General features: G+C 72.6%; 18 protein-coding genes. All 18 read right to left on the bottom strand.

Features of this window, described 5'->3' with window-relative positions:
- Window position 1 precedes the first annotated feature (1 nt).
- Window positions 2-592 (bottom strand): ribosome maturation factor RimM, encoded by a 591-nt coding sequence (gene rimM / locus ACFWGN_RS09625; protein WP_377616656.1) that lies wholly within the window; start codon window positions 590-592, stop codon window positions 2-4.
- Between the two features lie 222 nt (window positions 593-814).
- Window positions 815-1,054, bottom strand: a complete 240-nt coding sequence (locus tag ACFWGN_RS09630) for an RNA-binding protein (protein ID WP_030150613.1) — start codon at window positions 1,052-1,054, stop codon at window positions 815-817.
- Complete coding sequence (rpsP, locus tag ACFWGN_RS09635) at window positions 1,054-1,482, bottom strand: 30S ribosomal protein S16 (protein ID WP_056648668.1); 429 nt, start codon at window positions 1,480-1,482, stop codon at window positions 1,054-1,056. Before rpsP ends, ACFWGN_RS09630 begins: the two co-directional genes overlap by 1 nt.
- A gap of 277 nt (window positions 1,483-1,759) precedes the next feature.
- On the bottom strand, window positions 1,760-2,878 hold the full coding sequence (locus ACFWGN_RS09640) for an amidohydrolase family protein (RefSeq protein ID WP_377616657.1): 1,119 nt from the start codon (window positions 2,876-2,878) through the stop codon (window positions 1,760-1,762).
- Window positions 2,879-3,011: 133 nt separating this feature from the next.
- Window positions 3,012-4,634 (bottom strand): signal recognition particle protein, encoded by a 1,623-nt coding sequence (gene ffh / locus ACFWGN_RS09645; RefSeq protein ID WP_377616658.1) that lies wholly within the window; start codon window positions 4,632-4,634, stop codon window positions 3,012-3,014.
- Between the two features lie 10 nt (window positions 4,635-4,644).
- The gene (locus tag ACFWGN_RS09650; protein WP_377616659.1) at window positions 4,645-6,477 is read right to left on the bottom strand and encodes a [protein-PII] uridylyltransferase; all 1,833 of its coding nucleotides are present in this window, start codon (window positions 6,475-6,477) and stop codon (window positions 4,645-4,647) included.
- A 65-nt stretch (window positions 6,478-6,542) separates the two neighbouring features.
- Entirely contained in the window at window positions 6,543-6,881 is a 339-nt protein-coding gene (locus tag ACFWGN_RS09655; protein WP_056648660.1) for a P-II family nitrogen regulator, read from the bottom strand.
- A complete protein-coding gene (locus tag ACFWGN_RS09660) occupies window positions 6,878-8,185 on the bottom strand; it encodes an ammonium transporter (RefSeq protein ID WP_377616660.1) in 1,308 nt (435 codons plus the stop codon). Before ACFWGN_RS09660 ends, ACFWGN_RS09655 begins: the two co-directional genes overlap by 4 nt.
- Before the next feature lie 183 nt (window positions 8,186-8,368).
- Complete coding sequence (gene ftsY, locus ACFWGN_RS09665) at window positions 8,369-9,550, bottom strand: signal recognition particle-docking protein FtsY (protein ID WP_377616661.1); 1,182 nt, start codon at window positions 9,548-9,550, stop codon at window positions 8,369-8,371.
- A gap of 71 nt (window positions 9,551-9,621) precedes the next feature.
- The gene (locus ACFWGN_RS09670) at window positions 9,622-10,116 is read right to left on the bottom strand and encodes a hypothetical protein (RefSeq protein ID WP_377616662.1); all 495 of its coding nucleotides are present in this window, start codon (window positions 10,114-10,116) and stop codon (window positions 9,622-9,624) included.
- Between the two features lie 137 nt (window positions 10,117-10,253).
- The gene (gene smc / locus ACFWGN_RS09675; protein ID WP_377616663.1) at window positions 10,254-13,844 is read right to left on the bottom strand and encodes a chromosome segregation protein SMC; all 3,591 of its coding nucleotides are present in this window, start codon (window positions 13,842-13,844) and stop codon (window positions 10,254-10,256) included.
- A gap of 138 nt (window positions 13,845-13,982) precedes the next feature.
- A complete protein-coding gene (ndk, locus tag ACFWGN_RS09680; protein WP_191805720.1) occupies window positions 13,983-14,447 on the bottom strand; it encodes a nucleoside-diphosphate kinase in 465 nt (154 codons plus the stop codon).
- Window positions 14,448-14,470: 23 nt separating this feature from the next.
- The gene (locus tag ACFWGN_RS09685; protein ID WP_377616664.1) at window positions 14,471-14,959 is read right to left on the bottom strand and encodes a DUF4233 domain-containing protein; all 489 of its coding nucleotides are present in this window, start codon (window positions 14,957-14,959) and stop codon (window positions 14,471-14,473) included.
- A 5-nt stretch (window positions 14,960-14,964) separates the two neighbouring features.
- Window positions 14,965-16,701: an MDR family MFS transporter gene (locus ACFWGN_RS09690; RefSeq protein WP_191805721.1), complete on the bottom strand. Its 1,737-nt coding sequence runs from the start codon at window positions 16,699-16,701 to the stop codon at window positions 14,965-14,967.
- 85 nt (window positions 16,702-16,786) lie between these two features.
- On the bottom strand, window positions 16,787-17,437 hold the full coding sequence (locus tag ACFWGN_RS09695) for a TetR/AcrR family transcriptional regulator (protein ID WP_377616665.1): 651 nt from the start codon (window positions 17,435-17,437) through the stop codon (window positions 16,787-16,789).
- A gap of 72 nt (window positions 17,438-17,509) precedes the next feature.
- Window positions 17,510-18,268, bottom strand: coding sequence for a dihydroxyacetone kinase phosphoryl donor subunit DhaM (gene dhaM / locus ACFWGN_RS09700; protein WP_191805723.1), 759 nt, complete (start codon window positions 18,266-18,268; stop codon window positions 17,510-17,512).
- 7 nt (window positions 18,269-18,275) lie between these two features.
- Window positions 18,276-18,920, bottom strand: a complete 645-nt coding sequence (dhaL, locus tag ACFWGN_RS09705; protein WP_191805724.1) for a dihydroxyacetone kinase subunit DhaL — start codon at window positions 18,918-18,920, stop codon at window positions 18,276-18,278.
- Between the two features lie 88 nt (window positions 18,921-19,008).
- Window positions 19,009-20,004 carry a dihydroxyacetone kinase subunit DhaK gene (dhaK, locus tag ACFWGN_RS09710; protein WP_191805725.1) on the bottom strand — a complete coding sequence of 332 codons (996 nt, stop codon included), beginning with the start codon at window positions 20,002-20,004 and terminating at the stop codon, window positions 19,009-19,011.
- Between the last annotated feature and the right edge of the window lie 7 nt (window positions 20,005-20,011).

Raw genomic sequence — 20,011 nt, forward strand, 5'->3', positions numbered from 1 at the left:
GTCAGTCGTTCGTCCCGTCCGCGCCGGCCGAGTCGTCGGAGTCGTCGTCGCCCGAGCCCGGCGTGGGCTCGGCGACCTCGAGCCGGTCCGCGTCCCGGGCGAGGAGCCCGCCCGGCGGGTCGAGCACGACGCGGCCACCGGGGACGTCGACCACGGGCACGATCGCGTGGACGAACGGCACGAGCGTGCGCGAGCCGTCGGTCTCCTTGATCACGAGCATGTCGTGGGCGGGCAGGTGCTCGAGCCCCTGGACCTGACCGACGACCGTCCCGTCCTCGAGCTCGGCGCGCAGGCCCGCGAGCTCGTGCGGGTACCAGGCGTCCTCCTCGTCCGAGACGTCGGCCTCGACCACGAGCGTGACGCCGCGCATGCGCTCGGCCGCGGACCGGTCCGTCACGCCGGCGAAGGTCACGAGCCACTTGCCCTGGTGCAGCCGAGCGCGCTCGATCGTCAGCGGGCCCGCCTCGGCAGGCTCGGTGTCGATCGAGGACCCGACGACGAGACGTGCCTCGGGGTTGTCGGTGCGCAGGTCCAGCGCGACCTCGCCGCGCAGTCCGTGGGCGCGGCCGATACGGGCCACCGTGAGCTGCATCGTGTGCTCCTACTCGTCGTTACGTGCTCGTCGTTTCGGGGCGCGGACCGCTCGACCGGACGGGACCACCGTGGCACCCGTACGGCATCGCCGCACCCGTGCCCGGTGTCGGACAGACGACGAGGCCCGGTCCGCCGTGAGGGGACCGGGCCTCGTCGTACCGTGCAGTCGGCGGACCGACCGTCACGTCGTGCTGTGAATCGGCTCTGCGCTCAGCAGGCGTCAGCGGCGATCGACGTCAACGACGTCGACCCGCACCGGACCGTCGACCGACAGGGCTCCGATCACCGTGCGCAGCGCGCGAGCAGTACGCCCGCCCCGCCCGATGACGCGTCCGAGGTCCTCGGGGTGAACCCGGACCTCGAGCAGCTCGCCCCGGCGCAGCGGCTTCGCGTTGACCCGGACGGCGTCCGGGTTGTCCACGATCCCGCGCACCAGGTGCTCGAGCGCCTCGCCGAGCATCAGGCCTGCTCTTCGGCTGCCTCAGCCGCGTCAGCGGACTCGACCGGAGCAGCGGACTTCTTCTCGGCAGCCTTGGCCTTGGCCTTCTCGGCGTCCTGAGCGGCAGCCTCGATGGCAGCGGCCGGGTCGACCTTCTCGCCCTTGACGCGCAGGGTGCCCTCGGCACCCGGCAGGCCCTTGAACTTCTGCCAGTCACCCGTGATCTTGAGGAGCACGAGCACCTGCGGCGACGGCTGCGCGCCGACGCTCAGCCAGTACTGCGCACGCTCGGAGGAGATGTCGATGAGCGACGGCTCCTCGGTCGGGTGGTACTTGCCGATCTCCTCGATGACGCGACCGTCGCGCTTGGTGCGCGAGTCGGCGACGACGACACGGTAGTACGGCGCACGGATCTTGCCGAGACGCTTCAAACGAATTCTGGTGGCCACTGTGGTGGTCTCTCCTGGTTCTGGGTGAGGTGACCCGTGCGTCCTCCCGGTGGGGACCAGGCGAGCACGAGGTCGGGACACGGCGTAGCGCGGAGAGAGGGGCCGGGCACGCCGAGTACCCGGCTATTGTGCCAGACCAGACAGCGTGCGACCAACCCGTCCTTCCAGGACCCGCTTCGCACGAGGCGACTCGCTCGGACCGGTGCGAACGCCCCTCGGTCCGCTGGCACCACCCTCACCCACCGTGCACCACGCACCGGGGAGAGGGCCGCACGCCTCAGACCGGAGACACCAGCTCCCCACGGAGCACCACGGCCTTCGGGTGCCGCAGCACCTCGATGTTCTCGCGCGGGTCCTCCGGGTAGACCACGAGGTCCGCGCTCGACCCCTCGACGAGCCCGCCGTAGCCCAGGAACTCGCGGCCCTGCCAGCTCGCGGCCGCGACGACGTCCGCCGTCGGGACGCCCGCGGCCACCATCTCCGCGCACTCGTCGGCGATCCGTCCGTGCCCGATGGTGCCCCCCGCGTCGGTCCCGACCAGGAGCTGGATGCCGGCCTCGTGGAGCTGGCGCACCTGCTCGTACCGGCGCTCGTGCATGTCGCGCATGCGCGACGCGAAGAGCGGGTACCTGCCCTCTGCCTGGCGGGCGATGTTCTCGAACTCGGCGACCTGCAGGAGCGTGGGCGTCACGGCGATGCCCCGCTCGGACAGCGTGTACATGTCGTCGGGGTGGATCCCGGTGCCGTGCTCGATGCAGTCGACGCCCGCGGCCAGCAGCGAGGGGATGACCTCGCTCGAGAACGCGTGGACCGTGACGCGCGCGGCCTCGGCGTGCGCGACCGCGACGGCCTCGGTGAGCACGTCCTGCGGCCACAGGGGGCGCAGGTCGCCGTCGGCACCGAGGTCGCGGTCGATCCAGTCCCCGACGAGCTTGACCCAGCCGTCCCCGGCGCGCGCCTCCTGGCGCACGACCTCGGGGAGCTGCGTGACGTCGTCGAGCTCGAGGCCGAAGTTGCGCAGGTAGCGCTTGGGGCGCGCGATGTGGCGCCCCGCCCGCACGATGCGCGGCAGGTCGCGACGCGACCGGACCCACCGGGTGTCAAGCGGTGACCCCGCGTCACGCAGCAGGAGGACGCCGCTGTCGCGGTCCGCGACGGCCTGCGCCTGCGCGGTCGAGTTGTCGACCGGCCCGTCGGGACCGACCCCCACGTGGCAGTGCACGTCCACGAGCCCGGGCAGCACCCAGCCCTCGATCGCGACCATGTTGGTGCCCTGCGCGGACGGGCGGGTCAGCGTGACGTGGCCGTCCTTGACCCAGAGGTCGGAGACCTCGCGGTCGTCTCCCAGGAGGATGTGACCTCTGATGTGCAGCGAGGGGCCTTCCAGCGCGGACATCGGTCTCCAAGTTCTCGGACGGTCGGGGTGCGTCCGTCACGCAGCCGGACGGGCCGGGCCACGGTGTCGGACGAGGGCGTCGGACGAAGGTCAGGTGAGAGCCACCCTGACCTGCAGGACATAACCTAGCGCGCTAGCGCCCCAGGAACTTCTCCAGGTCGGGCGGGAGCTGCAGGTCGGTCGCGTCGGCCGCCTTCTGGGGGGCCTTCGCGCCTCCCAGGGCGCCGAACGCCGATCCGGGCGCCGCCGGGGGCGTGGCCGGACCACCGAGAGCGCGCGCCTGGCGCGCGGCCTCCTCCGCCGCCCGCTTGGCCGGGTTGCCGGACTTCGCCTTGCGCCCCTTGGCCGGGGGCGCGACGCGCCCGCGGGCCTTCTTGCCGCCCATGCCCGGCAGGTTGCCCATGCCCGGCATCCCCGGCATTCCGCCGCCACGGCTCATCTGGCGCATCATCTTCTGCGCACCCGCGAACCGGTCGAGGAGCTGGTTCACGTCGCTCGTGGTGACACCCGAACCACGGGCGATGCGCGCACGGCGCGACCCGTTGATGATCTTGGGGTTCTCGCGCTCCCCCGGCGTCATCGAGCGGATGATCGCCTCGATGCGGTCGACCTCGCGCTCGTCGAAGTTGTCGAGCGCCTCACGCATCTGCCCCATGCCCGGCAGCATGCCGAGCATCTTCTTCATGGAGCCCATGTTGCGCATCTGCTGCATCTGGACGAGGAAGTCCGCGAGCGTGAAGTCCTGGCCCGTGGCCACCTTCTCGGCCATCTTGGCGGCCTGCTCGGAGTCGAACGCCTTCTCGGCCTGCTCGATCAGGGTGAGCACGTCACCCATGTCGAGGATGCGCGAAGCCATGCGGTCCGGGTGGAAGGCCTCGAAGTCGGTGAGCTTCTCACCGGTCGAGGCGAAGAGGATCGGGCGGCCCGTGACGCGGGCGACCGACAGCGCGGCACCGCCGCGCGCGTCGCCGTCGAGCTTCGACAGGACGACGCCCGTGAAGTCGACGCCCTCCTCGAAGGCCTTGGCGGTCGCGACCGCGTCCTGGCCGATCATGGCGTCGATGACGAACAGGATCTCGTCGGGGTCGACCGCGTCGCGGATGTCCGCGGCCTGGCGCATGAGCTCGGCGTCGACGCCGAGCCGGCCCGCGGTGTCGACGATCACCACGTCGTGCTGGCGCTGGCGCGCGGTCTCGACGCCGTCGCGAGCCACCTGGACCGGGTCGCCGACGCTCGTGCCCGACTCGCCCTCCGAGCCCTGGTTGCCCGGCAGCGGCGCGAAGACCGGCACGCCGGCACGCTCGCCCACGACGGAGAGCTGGTTGACCGCGTTGGGACGCTGCAGGTCCGCTGCGACGAGGAGCGGCGTGTGCCCCTGCTCGCGCAGGTGCAGCGCGAGCTTGCCCGCGAGGGTCGTCTTGCCGGCGCCCTGGAGGCCCGCGAGCATGATGACGGTCGGTGGGTTCTTCGCCAGGCGCAGGCCGCGGCTCTCCCCGCCGAGGATCGCCACGAGCTCCTCGTTGACGATCTTGACGACCTGCTGGGCAGGGTTGAGCGCGCCAGAGACCTCGGCCGACAGGGCCCTGGACCGGATGGCACCGGTGAAGTCCTTGACGACGGGTACAGCGACGTCAGCGTCGAGGAGCGCGCGCCGGATCTCACGGATCGTGGCGTCGATGTCCGCCTCGGAGAGACGGCCCTTGCTCCGCAGGTTCTTGAAGGTCGACGTCAATCGATCTGACAGCGTGGCGAACACCGCGTCATCCTTACCGCTCGTGAATCAGGGAAGTGCCCAGCCTACCGGTCGGGGGCGCCGACTCGGGCAGCACGGCCCGGGTCGCGGCCGTGAGGTCGTCCACGAGGCGTGCACGCCACGAGGTCCAGGCCGTGGGGCCGAGCGAGGACGAGTCGGCCTCGGTCAGCGCGCGCAGCACCTCGAGCAGGTCCCGTCGGTGCCCGACGGCGTCGGCGAGCTCGGCGACGGTCGCCGGGTCGTCCGGGTCCGCCGAGACGGCGAGACGCGAGAGCGTGAGGTGGTGCCGCACGAGGCGCGCGACGTCGTCGGGCACCCCGTCCTCGAAGCCCATCCGGTGCAGGATGCCCGGGACGAGCCGCGCCCCCTCCTCCGAGTGGTCGAGCGCCCCGCGCCGCTTGCCGATGTCGTGGAACAGCGCCGAGAGCAGCAGGAGGTCCGGACGTGCGACCTCCTTGCGGTCGCGCGCGGCCCGCGCGACCGTCTCGACGAGGTGGCGGTCGACCGTGTGACGGTGGATCGCGGCACGCTGCGGGCGGTTGCGCACCCCCTCCCACTCGGGGATCCACGTCGTGACCACGCCCGCGAGGTCGAGCGCCTCCCAGACCGCGACCTGCGCCTGCCCGCTGGCGAGCAGCGAGAGGAAGGCGGTCCGCGCCGCCGCGGGCCACGGTTCGGGGAGCGGCGGGCAGTGCCCGAGGCTGCTGACCGAGACCGGCGAGAGCGTCAAGCCCGTCCGCGCGGCCGTCGCGGCGGCACGCAACGACAGCAGCGGGTCCGTCTCGGGGTGCGCGTCGATGGCCAGGACCAGCTCGCCGTCGTGCTCGACGAGCCCGTCCCCGACCGACCGCAGCCGGGGCGCGGCCCGTCGGCCCCGCACGAGGACCGGTCGGCGCGTGGTGCTGGGCCGCTGGAGCGCCTGGCGGGCACGACGGACCGTCGTGTCGAGCGCGTAGGAGATCTCGCGCCCCGAGGCCGCGAGGCTCGCCAGGAGCTCGTCAGGGTCGTCGTACCCCGTGAGGGCGGCGACCTCGTCGAGGTCCGCGAGCAGGAGCCTGTTGGTGTGCCGCCCCGTGACCACCTGGATCGCGTCGCGCACGTCGAGCAGGTGCGCGTGGGCTCGGTCGACCGTGCCGTGCGGCCGGTCGGTCAGCCAGGTCGCCGCCAGGGCCGAGAGCACGACGGCGTCGCGGATCCCGCCGCGCGACTCCTTGAGGTCGGGCTCGATCAGGTAGGCGATCTCCCCCGACCGCTCGGCCCGCTCCTTGGTCGAGGACAGGAGCTCGGGCAGCCGGCGGCGCGAGGCCGACCGCCAGTCCGTGAGGACGGCCGACGCGGCCCGGTGGACCACGAGCGCGTCACCCGCGACGGGCCGGACGTCGAGCCACCCGACCGCGGCCGGGACGTCCTTGGACGCGACCTGCCGGCACTGGGACAGCGACCGCACCGCGTGGTCCAGGTCCACGCCCTCGTCCCACAGCGGGTACCAGAGCCGCTCCGCGATCGCCGCGACCTGCTCGGGCGAGTGGCTGCGACCGTCGTGCACGAGCACCAGGTCAAGGTCGCTCGCCGGCCCCATGTCCGCTCGCCCGAGGCTCCCCACGGCCGCGAGCGCCACGCCCTCGGTGCTCGTGCCGGCCGTCGCCTCCTGCCAGAGGGCCGTGAGCCGGTCCGTGACGAGGGCGCAGACCGCCGAACGACGGGCCACCCCCGAGCTGCCCGGGCCGCTCAGCCCCCGAGCGACCGCGAGCATCTCGGCCCGGAGGCCCCGCACCCGAGGTGGGTACGAGGCCTCCGCCGGTTCGCCGGACCCCTGGGGAGCCCCTTCGTGCGCTGCGCCGGTCATCTCGACCGCGCCCCCTGCTGCACCGCTGACGACACCATGCCGTTCTCCTGTCCGGTCCGGATCGCCTAGAGGGCGCCGGCGCCGTGCTCGCCCGTGCGGACCCGGGCGACGTCGTCGACCGTGACCGTCCATACCTTGCCGTCACCGATCCGCCCGGTCTGGGCGGCCTTGACGATCGCCTCGGTGACCGTCGAGGAGTCCTCGTCGTCCACGAGGACCTCGATGCGGACCTTCGGGACCAGGTCCACGGTGTACTCCGCACCGCGGTAGACCTCGGTGTGGCCCTTCTGCCGGCCGTAGCCGCTGGCCTCGCTGACCGTCATGCCCCGGACCCCTGCGGCCTCGAGCGCGGACTTCACGTCGTCGAGACGGTGCGGCTGGATGATTCCTGTGACGAGCTTCATGCCCTGACCTCCTGGATGACACGACCCTGTGCGATGGTCTCGTATGCGGTCTCACCGTGCTCCGCGAGGTCGATCCCGCCGACCTCGGCGTCCTCGCTGACCCGCCAGCCCATCGTCACCTTGATGACGAAGCCGATGACGAACGTGAGGATCCCGGAGAAGATCACGGCCGCGAGGGCGATGACGACCTGGATCACGAGCTGGTCGATCCCGCCACCGTAGAACAGACCCGTGTCCGTGCCCAGCAGCCCGATGAGGACGGTCCCGACCAGGCCACCGACCAGGTGGACGCCGACGACGTCGAGCGAGTCGTCGTAGCCGAAGCGGTACTTCAGGCCGACCGCGAGGGCGCACAGGACACCGGCGACGGCGCCGAGCGCGATCGCGCCGACCGGGTTGACGGCCGCGGCGGCCGGGGTGATCGCGACGAGGCCCGCGACGATGCCGGACGCGGCACCCAGGCTCGTGGCGTGACCGTCACGCAGGCGCTCGGTGAGGAGCCAGGCGGCCATCGCGGCGCAGGTCGCGACCGTGGTGTTGACCCAGGCCAGGCCCGCGACCTCGTTGGCGGCACCGGCGGAGCCCGCGTTGAACCCGAACCAGCCGAACCACAGGAGGGCTGCGCCCAGCATCACGAACGGGAGGTTGTGGGGACGCATGGGCTCCTTGCCGAAGCCCTTGCGCTTGCCGATGATCAGGGCGAGCACCAGGCCCGCGACACCTGCGTTGATGTGGACGACCGTGCCACCGGCGAAGTCGATCGGGGCCACGTTGGCGATCCCGTCGGTCACGCCGTAGATCGCCGCCGCGATGCCGTTCTCGCCGGCACCGAGGATGCCGCCGCCCCACACCATGTGGGCGAGCGGGAAGTAGACGAGCGTCACCCAGACGCCCGCGAAGACGAGCCACGCGCCGAACCGCGCACGGTCCGCGATCGCGCCGCTGATCAGGGCGACCGTGATGATCGCGAAGGTGGCCTGGAACCCTGCTGCCACGAGAGCCGGGACGCCGCTGCCTGCCAGGAGGCTGTTCGCGTCGTCGGTCAGGGGCGCCAGACCGAAGAACTCGGTCGGGTTGCCGAAGATGCCGGCCACGTCGGACCCGAAGGTCATCGAGTAGCCCCAGAGCACCCAGATGATGCCGACCACGGCGATCGCGCCGAAGCTCATCATCATCATGTTCAGGACGCTCTTGCCGCGGACCATGCCGCCGTAGAAGAACGCCAGGGCCGGGGTCATCAGCAGCACCAGAGCGGCTGACGTCAGGAGCCAGGCCGTGTTTCCAGTGTCAAGTTCGAAGGGCATGCGCTGTCGCCTCTCACCTCGCCAGCCGGGCGGCCGGACAGGTCAAGAGTCGTCCAGCGGCGTTTCCCCGCGACGCGCGTGCGGTGACGGAGGTGTAACGCGCGGCCCCCGTGTGTAAACGTTGCGTTTCCCAGCCCGTCCGAGCCCGGTCCGGGGGCCTCCTCGCCCCCGGACCGGTCACGTTCAGTCGCCCAGGAGGCCGTCGACGAACTCCTGGGGGTCGAACGGCGCCAGGTCGTCGGGGCCCTCGCCCAGACCGACGAGCTTGACCGGTACGCCCAGCTCGCGCTGGACCGCGACCACGATCCCGCCCTTGGCCGTGCCGTCGAGCTTGGTCAGCACGATGCCGGTGACACCGGCGATCTCCCCGAAGACGCGCGCCTGGTTGAGCCCGTTCTGGCCCGTGGTCGCGTCGAGCACCAGGAGGACCTCCGACAACGGCGCCTCCTTGGTGATGACGCGGCGGATCTTGCCCAGCTCGTCCATGAGGCCGGCCTTGTTCTGCAACCGGCCCGCGGTGTCGACGAGCACGACGTCGACGCCCTCCTCCCGGCCCTGACGGACCGCGTCGAACGCGACCGCGGCCGGGTCCGCTCCGTCCCGGTCCGAACGCACGGTGCGCACGCCCACGCGAGCGCCCCACGTCTCGAGCTGGTCAGCGGCGGCCGCGCGGAACGTGTCGGCTGCGCCGAGCACGACCGTGCGGTCCTCGGCGACCAGGACGCGCGCGAGCTTGCCCACGGTCGTCGTCTTGCCCGTCCCGTTGACACCCACCACGAGCACGACGGCGGGCAGCCGGGTCCCGTCCTCGGCCGTCTGCGGGGCCGTGGCGAGCGAGCGGTCCATGGTCGGGTCGACGAGGGCGACGAGCTCCTCGCGCAGCAGCGCGCGCACGCTCGCGGGGTCGCGCACACCCAGGACACGCACGCGGGTGCGCAGCGAGTCGATGAGCTCGCCCGCGGGCCCGGCGCCGACGTCGGCCAGCAGCAGGGTCTCCTCGAGCTCGTCCCAGTCGTCCTCGGTCAGGTGGTCGCGCGAGAGCACCGCGAGGAGCTTGCTGCCGAGCGGCGAGCCCGAGCGGGCGAGACGGCCGCGCAGACGCGCCAGGCGGCCGCCCACGGCCTCGGGAACCTCGACCGCAGGCGGAGCCTCGAGGTCGGACGGGGCCTCGGCCGTCGCCACACCGGCGCCCACGGCAACCTCGGTGGGTTGTTCCTCGGGAGCGTCGCGCTCGAGCGTGGTCGTGCCTGTCGAGGCGGGCGGGAGCGGGGCGCGCGACCCGGACCGGCGACGGACACCGAGGAATCCGAGTCCGAGCACGACGAGGACGGCGAGGGAGATCCAGAGCCAGAGGAGATCGTTCACCGTCGAAGTCTCTCAAATCCGCGCGCGGCGTGCGGGCGGCCGGGACATCTGCCTCGCGGGCGCGGGGCGATTCAGTCCTGCGGGAGGACCGGGGGCCGACCGGGCGGCGTCGCCGAGGGGACCGACGGGACGGCCCCCGTCGCAGGGCGACGCACGCCCGCGCTGTGCAGCGTGTGGGTCGCCCGCTCGCGGGCCCGGTGGAGGACGTCCGTGATCTCGTCCGCGTCGATGTACGCGGGGTCGTCGACCTCGGTCGCGGCGAAGAACTCTTCCATGCCCGTGTCCACGGGCTCGGCCGCCGGCCCTCGGGCGCGCTCGACCCGGCGCGAACGACGCCACGAGGTGAGCCCCGACACGAAGTCGCGCCAGAAGCCCTTGAGACCGACGGGCGGCCCCGTCCGGTCGTTGCGGTCGTCGATGCGCGTGACGACGCTCGCGAACAGGAAGACGACGACAGCCGCCACGAGCGCGATCCCCAGGAACACGAACATCCAGAACATCGTTCGATTATCACGGGAGAACGGCTCCGCGGCCTTCGCTGCGGCGGCGAGTCCGATGTTCGGCACAGCATCTTCACGGGACCGCGGCCGGGAGGTGACCCAGGACACGCGCACCGTACCGTCGGCCGCTCCGCGGTGGACCGCCCCGTCCCCGCGGCCCTGCTGCTCGCGCCCGCCGCGGCGATCCCACCACCTGCCGGTGGCTACGCGGGGACCTCGTCACGCAGCCGCTGGCTGATGACGGTCGTCACGCCGTCGCCGCGCATGGTGACCCCGTACAGCGCGTCGGCGATCTCCATGGTGCGCTTCTGGTGCGTGATGACGATGAGCTGCGAGTCCTCCTGGAGCTCGCGGAAGATCTCGAGCAGGCGCCCCAGGTTCACGTCGTCGAGCGCGGCCTCGACCTCGTCCATGACGTAGAACGGGCTGGGACGAGCCTTGAAGATCGCGACCAGGAGCGCCACGGCCGTGAGCGAGCGCTCCCCGCCGGACAGCAGGGAGAGCCGCTTGACCTTCTTGCCCGCAGGACGGGCCTCGACCTCGATGCCCGTGGTGAGCATGTCATCCGGGTTCGTCAGGACGAGCCGCCCCTCGCCGCCCGGGAACATCCGACCGAACACGTGGACGAACTGCTCGGCCGTGTCGTGGTAGGCCTCGGTGAAGACCTGCTCGACCCGCTCGTCGATCTCCCGGACGATCTCGAGGAGGTCGGTGCGCGACTTCTTGAGGTCGGCGAGCTGGGTCGTGAGGAACGTGTGCCGCTCCTCGAGCGCCGCGAACTCCTCGAGCGCGAGCGGGTTGACCCGGCCGAGCTGGCCCAGCGCCCGCTCGGCCGACCGCAGCCGCTTCTCCTGCGCCGCGCGCACGTACGGTTCGGTCACGGGCTCGCCGTCCTCGTCCTCGCGGACCGTGCCGTCCTCGGCGAGGACCGGCACCGGGCGGTCGGGGCCGAACTCGTCGAGCAGCACCTCGGGGTCCAGGCCGAGCTCGTCGACGCTGCGCCCGTGGAGCTGCTCGATCCGCAGCTGCTGCTGGGTCCGTGCCACCTCGTCGCGGTGCGCCACGTCGGTGAGCTCGCGGAGCTGGCCCGCGAGCGCGTCGACCTCGGCCCGCCGCGCCGTGACCGCCTGGTCGAGCTCTCCGCGGGCCGCCTCCGCCGCGTCGCGCTCCTCACGGGCCCGTTCGAGCGACCGGTCGAGCGCGGCGAGCGCGACCTGGGCACCGTCGCGGACCGCCTCGGCGCGCTCTGCCTGGCGCACGCGCGCCGCCTCCCGGGCTGCCGCCCGCTCACGGGCCGCACGCTCGGTCGCCGCCGCACGCGCCAAGGACTGGGCGCGCCCCGTCAGGGCCCGTGCACGCTCCTCGCTCGTGCGCAGCGCGAGCCGCGCCTCGGTCTCCGCGGCCCGTGCCGCGGTCGCGAGACCGTTCGCCCCGTCCCGTGCGGCCGTCGCGGCCGCGACCGACTCCTCGGTCTGCTCGGGGGCCGCCTCGGCCTCGTCGTGGCGTGCGACGAGACCCGCGAGCTCGGTCTGCTCGGCCACCAGCATGGCCTGCGCCTTCTCGAGCGACGCGCGCACCCGGGCGGACTCGGCCGCGGCCGCGCGCGCCGTCGCCCCCAGGTGCCCCAGCTGCTCCGCGACGGCGGCCAGGGCGGCGTCGGACTCGTTGAGCCGGTCCAGGGTCGCGTCGTAGCGCTGCTGCGCCTCCTCGGCCTCCTCGAGCGCTCCCACGAGCGCGAAGCGGGTCCGCTCACCGCGCGCGACGGCGTCGTCCCGCGCCGTCTGGGCCTCGTCGAGCGCGGACTGCAGGTGCAGGACGCTGGGAGCGGTCGCCGAGCCTCCCCACGCGCCGTGCGCGGCGAGCAGGTCGCCGCCCCTGGTCACCGCGGTGACCTGCGGCGACGACGAGACGAGCGCACGGGCCTGCGCCAGGTCCTCGACGACGACCACGCCGTCGAGCAGGAGCTCCACGGCCGACGCGACCGACCGCGCAGGTGTGACGACGTCCGCTGCCCACGCGGCGCCGTCGGGCAGGACGGCGGGCCGGGCCGCACGCGCGGCGCTCGCCCTGTCCTCGACCGGCGCTCCCCCGCCCACCACGAGGCTCGCTCTCCCCGCGTCCTCCTGGCGCAGGTGGCGCAGCGCGTCGACCGCCGCCTCGAGGCTCTCGACGGCGACCGCGTCCGCGGCGGGCCCCAGGGCTGCCGCGATCGCGTCCTCGTACCCTGCGTCGATGCTCAGCAGCGCAGCGAGCGACCCGATGGCCCCCACCTGGTCGGCCGCGAGCAGCGCGCCCGCGCCGTCCTTGCAGACCAGGCTCATCTCGAGCGCCTCGACGCGTGCGCTCCAGGTCGCGCGCTCACGGTCGGCGGTCTGCTCCTCCTCGCGCAGCCGCGCCACCACGGCGCTCGTGCGCTCGACCGCGTCGGCGGCCTCCTCGTGCTCGGCGTCCAGGCCCTCCTCGCCCTCCTCGACGCCCACGACCTGCGTCTCGAGCGTCGCGAACTCGACGTTCGCCTGGTTGCCGCGCCGCTCGGTCTCGGCGAGAGACTCGCGCAGGCGACCGATCTCGGCCTCGGTCGCCTCGACGCGCGACCGCCGTGCGGCGACCTGGCCGGCCAGGCGCGCGAGGCCCTCGCGGCGGTCGGCCGCTCCGCGCAGCAGCGTCGCGAGCGCCCGCTCGGCGGCCTGCGCCTGCTCCTCGACCGTCGTCCGTTCGGCCACGGCCGCATCGAGCCCGGCGCGTGCGACCGCGACCTCCGACTCGAGCTCGAGCTCGGCCGCACGGGCCCGGGCGGCCTGCGCGTCCAGGTCGTTCGGGTCCTGCCCACGCTGCACGGTCTCCGGGCGTCCCAGCAGGCGCAGCCGCTCGGCTGCGAGGGTCCGCGTCCCGCCCAGCCGCTCCTTGAGCGAGGACAGGCGGTACCAGACCTCGCTCGCGCGGGCCAGGGCCGGTGCGGCCTCGGCCGCCTGCGTCTCCAGGGCACCCAGCGCGTCCCGAGCGGTGGCGAGCGACCGCTCGACCTCGCCCTGGCGGGCCCGCAGCGCCGACTCGTCCGCGATCTCCTGCTCGAGCGTCGCGGTGAGCTGCGCCAGGTCGTCCGCGAGCAGCCGTGCCCGCGCGTCGCGCAGGTCGCGCTGGACCACCTGCGCCTTGCGCGCGATCTGCGCCTGGCGCCCCAGCGGGCCGAGCTGGCGCCGGATCTCGGCCGTCAGGTCCCCGAGCCGCGTCAGGTTCGCCTGCATCGCGTCGAGCTTGCGCAGCGCCTTCTCCTTGCGCTTGCGGTGCTTGAGGACGCCCGCGGCCTCCTCGATGAACCCGCGACGCTCCTCGGGGGTCGCGCGCAGCACCGCGTCGAGCTGCCCCTGCCCCACGATCACGTGCATCTCGCGACCGATGCCCGAGTCCGACAGCAGCTCCTGGATGTCCAGGAGCCGGCACGACGACCCGTTGATCGCGTACTCCGAGCCGCCGTTGCGGAACAGCGTCCGCGAGATGGTCACCTCGGAGTACTCGATCGGCAGCGCGCCGTCGGTGTTGTCGATCGTCAGGGACACCTCGGCACGGCCCAGCGGCGGGCGGCCGGCGGTCCCCGCGAAGATGACGTCCTCCATCTTGCCGCCGCGCAGCGACTTTGCCCCCTGCTCGCCCATGACCCAGGACAGGGCGTCGACGACGTTCGACTTGCCCGAGCCGTTCGGGCCCACGACGCACGTGACCCCGGGCTCGAAGCGCAGGGTCGTCGCCGAGGCGAACGACTTGAACCCGCGAAGGGTCAGGGTCTTGAGGTGCACGGGTCAGAGCCTAGTGCGGTGTGGCGGGTGAAGCGGGGAGGTGGCGGCGCTGGGAGCAGGGCCCCTGCCCGTCCTCCTCGCCGACGCAGACAGGCGCCCCCTCCTTCGAGGGGGCGCCTGTCGGCAGGTGCGAGGGCCTCAGAGACCCGGGAACCAGAGCGAGATCTCGCGGGCGGCCGACTCCGGGGAGTCCGAGCCGTGGACCAGGTTCTGCTGCACCTTCAGGCCCCAGTCGCGGCCCAGGTCGCCACGGATGGTGCCGGGGGCGGCGGCGGTCGGGTCGGTCGTGCCGGCGAGCGAGCGGAAGCCCGGGATCACGCCTTGGCCCTCGGCGACGATCGCGAGCGTCGGGCCCGAGAGCATGAAGTCGACCAGCGGCTGGTAGAACGGCTTGCCCTCGTGCTCGGCGTAGTGCGCCGCGAGGAGCTCGGGGGTGGCGTCCAGGAGCTGGACGGCGGCCAGGGTGTAGCCCTTGGCCTCGATACGGCGGAGGATCTCGCCCGACAGTCCACGGCGGACGCCGTCGGGCTTGACCAGGACGAGGGTGCGCTCGATGGTCTCGGAGAGCGCGTCGGCCACTGCGGGGGCTGCAACATCAGTCATGCGCACGACCCTACCGGCCCTGCTCACATGTTCGGCGCGGTCTCCGGGTGCTCCGCGTCGTACGCGGCGCGCTCACGGTCGATGCGCCCGCCGAGACGCAGCGACACGATCCACAGCACCACGAAGATGCCGCCCACGAGGAACATCAGCGGGACGGCGAAGCCGCACGCGATGACCGGGATCTGCACGGCCGAGCCCGCGACGTAGCCGCCCGGCCCGCCCACCATGCGGCTGAGCAGGAGCAGGACCACGATCAGCGTGCCGCCCACGATCCAGATCGCCGGGCCCGAGGGCACCTGCATCTTGTCCGGCCACGCGTAGGGCACGTTCCGCAGCCCGTACGCGACGAGGGTCGCGAAGAGGATCAGGAACGCCTCCAGCATCAGCGTCGTCGACGTGAACTGGATCTTCGCGGACTTCTTGGCCTTGATGCGGGGCGCGTCCGCCGCGTCCTTCGCCGTGGGGGCGGAGGACGCGACGGACCCGTCGACCGGTTCGTTGGTGGAGCTCACGCGACTCAGTTTACCGGCGCGTCCTGGCGGGAGGGGCCGCCCGCCGGGTCGTCGTCCGTGGGGATGGTGGCACCGTCCGGCCCGACGGCGTCGCGCACCTGCGCGTCCGTCTCGCCCTCGACCAGCGCGCCCTTCGGGTCGGCGACCGCCTCGCCGCGCGCGACCATGCCGGCCTCGCCCGAGAGCTTGACCTCCTTGAGGAACAGCGCGAGCACGAAGCCGACGACGACGAGCGGCACGAGGTACCAGAACGCCGGCGCGAGCGCGTCCGTGAAGGCGTCGATCACGCCCGTCTTGACGGGCTCCGGGAGGGCCTGGACCGCAGCGGGGGTCAGGCTCGAGGCCTCTCCCCCACCCGTGGCGGCGCCACCGGGGATGACCTCGGCCAGGTTGGCCGACAGGCGCGTCGTGAAGATGGTGCTGAAGAGCGCCGTGCCCACGGCTGCACCGATCTCCCGGAAGAAGTTGTTCGCGCTCGTCGCGGTCCCGATCTCGTGGGGGTCCACGGAGTTCTGGACGGCCAGGACGATGGTCTGCATGACCAGACCCATGCCGGCACCCATCACGAAGATCATGGCGCCGAACAGGACCATGGACATGTCGCCCGTGATGGTCGTGAGCCAGATGATGCCCGCGGTCGTGATCGCGAGGCCTGCGACGGGGTAGATCTTGTAGCGGCCCGTCTTGGTGATCGCGAACCCGGACCCGATCGCCGTGATCATGACACCGACCATCATGGGCAGCATGAGGAAGCCGGACTCGGTCACGCCCGCGCCGGTCGACATCTGCAGGAAGGTCGGCAGGAACGCGAGCGCGGAGAACATGCCCATGCCGAGCACGAGGCCGATGAGCGTCGCGATGGTGAACGTGCGGTTCTTGAAGAGGTGCAGCGGGAGCAGCGGCTCCTCCGCACGGCGCTCGACCACGATGAACAGGGCGATCGACGCGAGCGTCGCGGCGACCATGCCCAGGAGCTTGGGGTCGGACCAGTCGTAGCCCCTGCTCGAGGTCAGCGACTCCCAGCTCGTGAGCAGCACGATCCCGGACGTCCCGACGACCAGGAAGAAGATGCCGGCCACGTCGATCTTGCGCCCGGAACGGTGGCTCGGGAGCTTCAGGGTGAACCACGCGACGAGGAAGGCGGCGATGCCGATCGGGACGTTGATCCAGAAGGCCCAGCGCCAGCCCGGTCCCTCGGTGAACCAGCCGCCGAGGAGCGGCCCGATCACGGCTGCGATGCCGAACAGGGCACCCATGGGGCCCATGTACTTGCCGCGGTCCTTGGCCGGGACGATGTCCGCGATGATGGCCTGCGACAGGATCATGAGGCCACCACCACCGAGGCCCTGGACGGCTCGCCACGCGACGAGCTCGGGGAACGTCTGGGCGAAGCCCGCACCCGCCGACGCGACGGTGAACAGCCCGATCGCGACGAGGAACGGCCAGCGGCGCCCCCACAGGTCGCCGAACTTTCCGTAGAGGGGCATGACGATCGCGATCGCCAGGATGTAGGCCGTGATGACCCACCCCTGGTGCTCGACGCCGTGCAGCTCGCCCACGATCGTGGGCATCGCGGTGCCGACGATCGACTGGTCGAGCGAGGACAGGAACATGCTGGCCATGAGCGCGCCGAAGATCAGCCAGACCGTGCGCTGCGTCAGCACGATGAGCGGCTTGCCGTTCTCGGCGGACGCGCCGGCCCCGGTCGGCGCGGCCGACGTGGTGGAGCGGGAGGAGGACATGAGGGATCCGTTCAGGTCGAGTCAGACCGGTGGTGGCGCCCGTCGACGCGAGACGGCGGGCGTGAGTGTGGTGGTGGTGGTGGGGTCAGCCGGGGCTGCCGGGTTCTCCCGGCGAGGTCCCCGGGCACACGAGCGTCCGGAGCTGCGCGACCACCGAGCCCAGGTGGTCGACCGGCTCGCCCGTACGGCCGAGCCGTTCCCACTCGAGCGTCGTGGTGCGCAGGAGCGCCATCACGACCATCGCGAGCAGCTCGGGCTCGGGAACGAACGGGTGCTGGGCCCGGCGACGCTCGAACACGTCGATCAGACCGGTCCGCAGGTTCTCGATCCACCACATGTGGCGGGCGAGGAGGCGGTGCTCGCGCTCGACCAGCCGGATCGCCCGGTGCACCCGTTCGAGGGACATGACCTGGTGCGCGAGCAGGTCGGCGACGAGCACCTGCAGGTCGTCGAGGAGGTCACCCGTGGGGCCGCCCGCGACGAAGACGTGGACCGCGCCTGCCGAGGGCGAGAACTCCTCGACCCCGAGCACGGCGTCGTCCTTGGACGCGAAGTAGTTGAAGAACGTCCGTGCCGAGACGCCGATCGACGCGCAGATGTCGTCGACCGTGACCGCGTCCAGCCCGCGTTCGAGCACGAGGGTCTGGGCAGCGTCGATGAGCGCCTCGCGGCGTTCGCGCTTCTTGCGCTCGCGCAGCCCCGTGGGGGCGGCGGAGGGCTCGACAAGGTTCTGCACAGCAGGCAAATTTACACGTCGTGCAACTTTGCAGGCAATGCAGTATTCACGTGACGCTCGTCACGGGACGGCTCAGACCTCTCCGAAGCCGCCCTCGACCGCGGCCACGGCTGCGTCCCTGGCCTCGCTGGCCTGCGGCCCCTCGGCCGCGATCACGAGCTCGCGCCCCCCGGTGGCGCCCAGCTTCATCATCTCGAGCACGCTCGCGGCGTTCACCCCGTTGATCGTGACCTTGGCGTCGTAGCCCGCGACGAGCCGCGCGAGGATCGCCGCCGGACGCGCGTGGAGCCCCAGGGGGTTGCGGAGCGTGACGGAGCGCGGCGCACCGGGCGAGTCGTCCTCGAGTCCCGCGGCGGCGGCCAGCTGGTCGGCCGGCCCCGGCGGGGGCACGAACCCGCCGTCGGGCGACCCGCTCTGCGCGAACGTGCCGCCCGCGGCCTCGGCCGACGCGAGCACCTCCGCGAGGGTCCCGCCCCCGTGGGCCGTGACCGCAGCGGCGACGGCCCCCTCGACGAACGGCGCGTCCGCGAGGACGACGCGGCCCTCGAGCGAGTCGTCGAGCTCGATGACCGACTCGATCGTCATGACCGCCGAGCCCAGGTCCGCGAGGACCACCACGCCCTCTGTCCCGACGAGCCCCTCGGCGACCGCCGCGGACACGACGTCGTAGCTCGTGCCGAGGCTGCCGTCGTCCGTCCCGCCCGCGGGCAGGAGCAGCACCCCCGGGGCCATCTGGGCGGCGAGCTCGGCGGCGCCCTGCGCCAGCCGGGCCGAGTGGGACACGAGGACCAGGGCGATCCGCGCGCGGTCGCCGACGTGTGGGGTTGTCATCGGGACATCATTCCCCGGGAGCGTCGACCGCCGCGACCGCAGCCCGCAGGATCACCACGGTCGAGGTCGCCCCCGGGTCCTGGTGCCCGACGCTGCGCTCGCCCAGGTAGCTCGCACGCCCCTTGGTCGCGAGCATGGGGACGGTCGCGAGCGCCCCGGCCTCGGCCGCGGCGAGCGCGGCCTCGAGGACCCCTGCCGGGTCGCTGCCGGCGTCCGCGGCCTCGACGGCCGCGTCGACCGCGGGCTGCCACGCGTCGACCATGGTCTTCTCGCCCGGGACCGCCTTGCCGCGGGCCGTGATGCCCTCGAGGGCACCCTCGAGCAGCGCGACGACGGCGGACGAGTCCAGCTCCGTGAGGCCCGTGACCTTCGCGGCGCGCAGGAACGCCGTGCCGTACAGCGGGCCCGACGCTCCCCCGACCGAGGACATGAGGGTCGTCGCGACGAGCTTGAGCACGTCGCCGATCTGCGCAGGCTGCTCCTCGAGGCCGTCGAGCTTGGCGACGACCGCCTGGAACCCGCGGTTCAGGTTCTCGCCGTGGTCCCCGTCACCGATCTGACGGTCCAGCTCGGTGAGCTCGTCCCGCGACGACACGATCATCGTCGCCGCGCCTCGCATCCAGCGCACAGCCCACGCAACGTCCAGCGTCATTCCTCGCCCTTTCGTTCCTGTCCCGGGCACGGCTCGCGGGGAGCAGGGTCCGGGGCGCCGCTCCCCGGCTCTCGGGGGGCGGCTGGAGTCACCACCGCAGAGCGGCGGTGTGCACGGGCGCGTCCCACAGCGCGGTCAGCTCGTCGTCCAGCCGGAGCACGGTGACCGAGGCCCCTTGCATCTCCAGCGAAGTGACGTAGTTGCCCACGAGAGAGCGTGTGACTGCCACGCCGCGCGCCTCGAGCAGCCTCCGTGCCTGACGATAGACGACGTAGAGCTCGGACTGGGGCGTACCGCCCATTCCGTTAACGAACAGCAACACTCGCTCTCCGCCCGCGAGCCGCAGGTCCTCCGCGACGGCGTCGACGAGCATGCCCGTGATCTCGTCCGCGGTCGCCATGGGGATGCGGTGCCGGCCCGGCTCGCCGTGGATCCCGATCCCGATCTCGATCTCCGACTCGTCGAGGTCGAAGCTCGGCTTGCCGACGTGCGGCACGGTGCAGGCCGAGAGCGCGACGCCCATCGAGCGGACGTTCGCGACGACCCGCCCGGCGATCTCGGTGACCTTGCCCAGGTCGTCCCCGCGCTCGGCGGCGGCTCCCGCGATCTTCTCGACCGCGACGGTCCCTGCCACGCCGCGACGACCCGCGGTGTAGAGCGAGTCCTCGACCGCCACGTCGTCGTTGACGAGGATGCTCGCGGCCTGCGTGCCCTCGGCCTCGACGAGCTCGAGCGCCGTCTCGAAGTTGAGCACGTCGCCCGTGTAGTTCTTCACGATCGCGAGCACGCCCGCGCCCGAGTCGGCCCCGAGGATCGCGGGCACGATCTGGTCCGGCGTGGGCGAGGTGAACACGGCCCCGGGGACCGCGGCGTCGAGCATCCCCGCGCCGACGAAGCCCGCGTGCAGCGGCTCGTGCCCTGCACCGCCTCCGCTGACGAGCCCCACCTTGCCCGGCACGGCACCACCGGCGCGGGACACGTACAGGGGTGCCCGGTGCACCTCCACGAGGTCGGCGTGAGCCAGCTCGAACCCGTCGAGCGACTCGGTCACCGCGTCCTGCGGGTCGTTGAGCAGCTTCTTCATGGCGCAT

It is taken from the genome of Oerskovia sp. NPDC060338 (assembly GCF_042726295.1).
In the GTDB taxonomy this organism is placed as follows: Bacteria; Actinomycetota; Actinomycetes; order Actinomycetales; family Cellulomonadaceae; genus Oerskovia; species Oerskovia merdavium.

Bases quoted from the DNA above. Each gene is read 5' to 3' on its own strand.
- dhaM (WP_191805723.1), bottom strand. From the start codon at position 18,268: ATGACAACCCCACACGTCGGCGACCGCGCGCGGATCGCCCTGGTCCTC.
- rimM (WP_377616656.1), bottom strand. From the start codon at position 592: ATGCAGCTCACGGTGGCCCGTATCGGCCGCGCCCACGGACTGCGCGGC.
- ACFWGN_RS09690 (WP_191805721.1), bottom strand. From the start codon at position 16,701: ATGTCCTCCTCCCGCTCCACCACGTCGGCCGCGCCGACCGGGGCCGGC.
- dhaL (WP_191805724.1), bottom strand. From the start codon at position 18,920: ATGACGCTGGACGTTGCGTGGGCTGTGCGCTGGATGCGAGGCGCGGCG.
- ACFWGN_RS09650 (WP_377616659.1), bottom strand. From the start codon at position 6,477: ATGACCGGCGCAGCGCACGAAGGGGCTCCCCAGGGGTCCGGCGAACCG.
- ACFWGN_RS09630 (WP_030150613.1), bottom strand. From the start codon at position 1,054: ATGCTCGGCGAGGCGCTCGAGCACCTGGTGCGCGGGATCGTGGACAAC.
- ACFWGN_RS09655 (WP_056648660.1), bottom strand. From the start codon at position 6,881: ATGAAGCTCGTCACAGGAATCATCCAGCCGCACCGTCTCGACGACGTG.
- ACFWGN_RS09660 (WP_377616660.1), bottom strand. From the start codon at position 8,185: ATGCCCTTCGAACTTGACACTGGAAACACGGCCTGGCTCCTGACGTCA.
- ndk (WP_191805720.1), bottom strand. From the start codon at position 14,447: ATGACTGATGTTGCAGCCCCCGCAGTGGCCGACGCGCTCTCCGAGACC.
- ACFWGN_RS09640 (WP_377616657.1), bottom strand. From the start codon at position 2,878: ATGTCCGCGCTGGAAGGCCCCTCGCTGCACATCAGAGGTCACATCCTC.
- dhaK (WP_191805725.1), bottom strand. From the start codon at position 20,004: ATGAAGAAGCTGCTCAACGACCCGCAGGACGCGGTGACCGAGTCGCTC.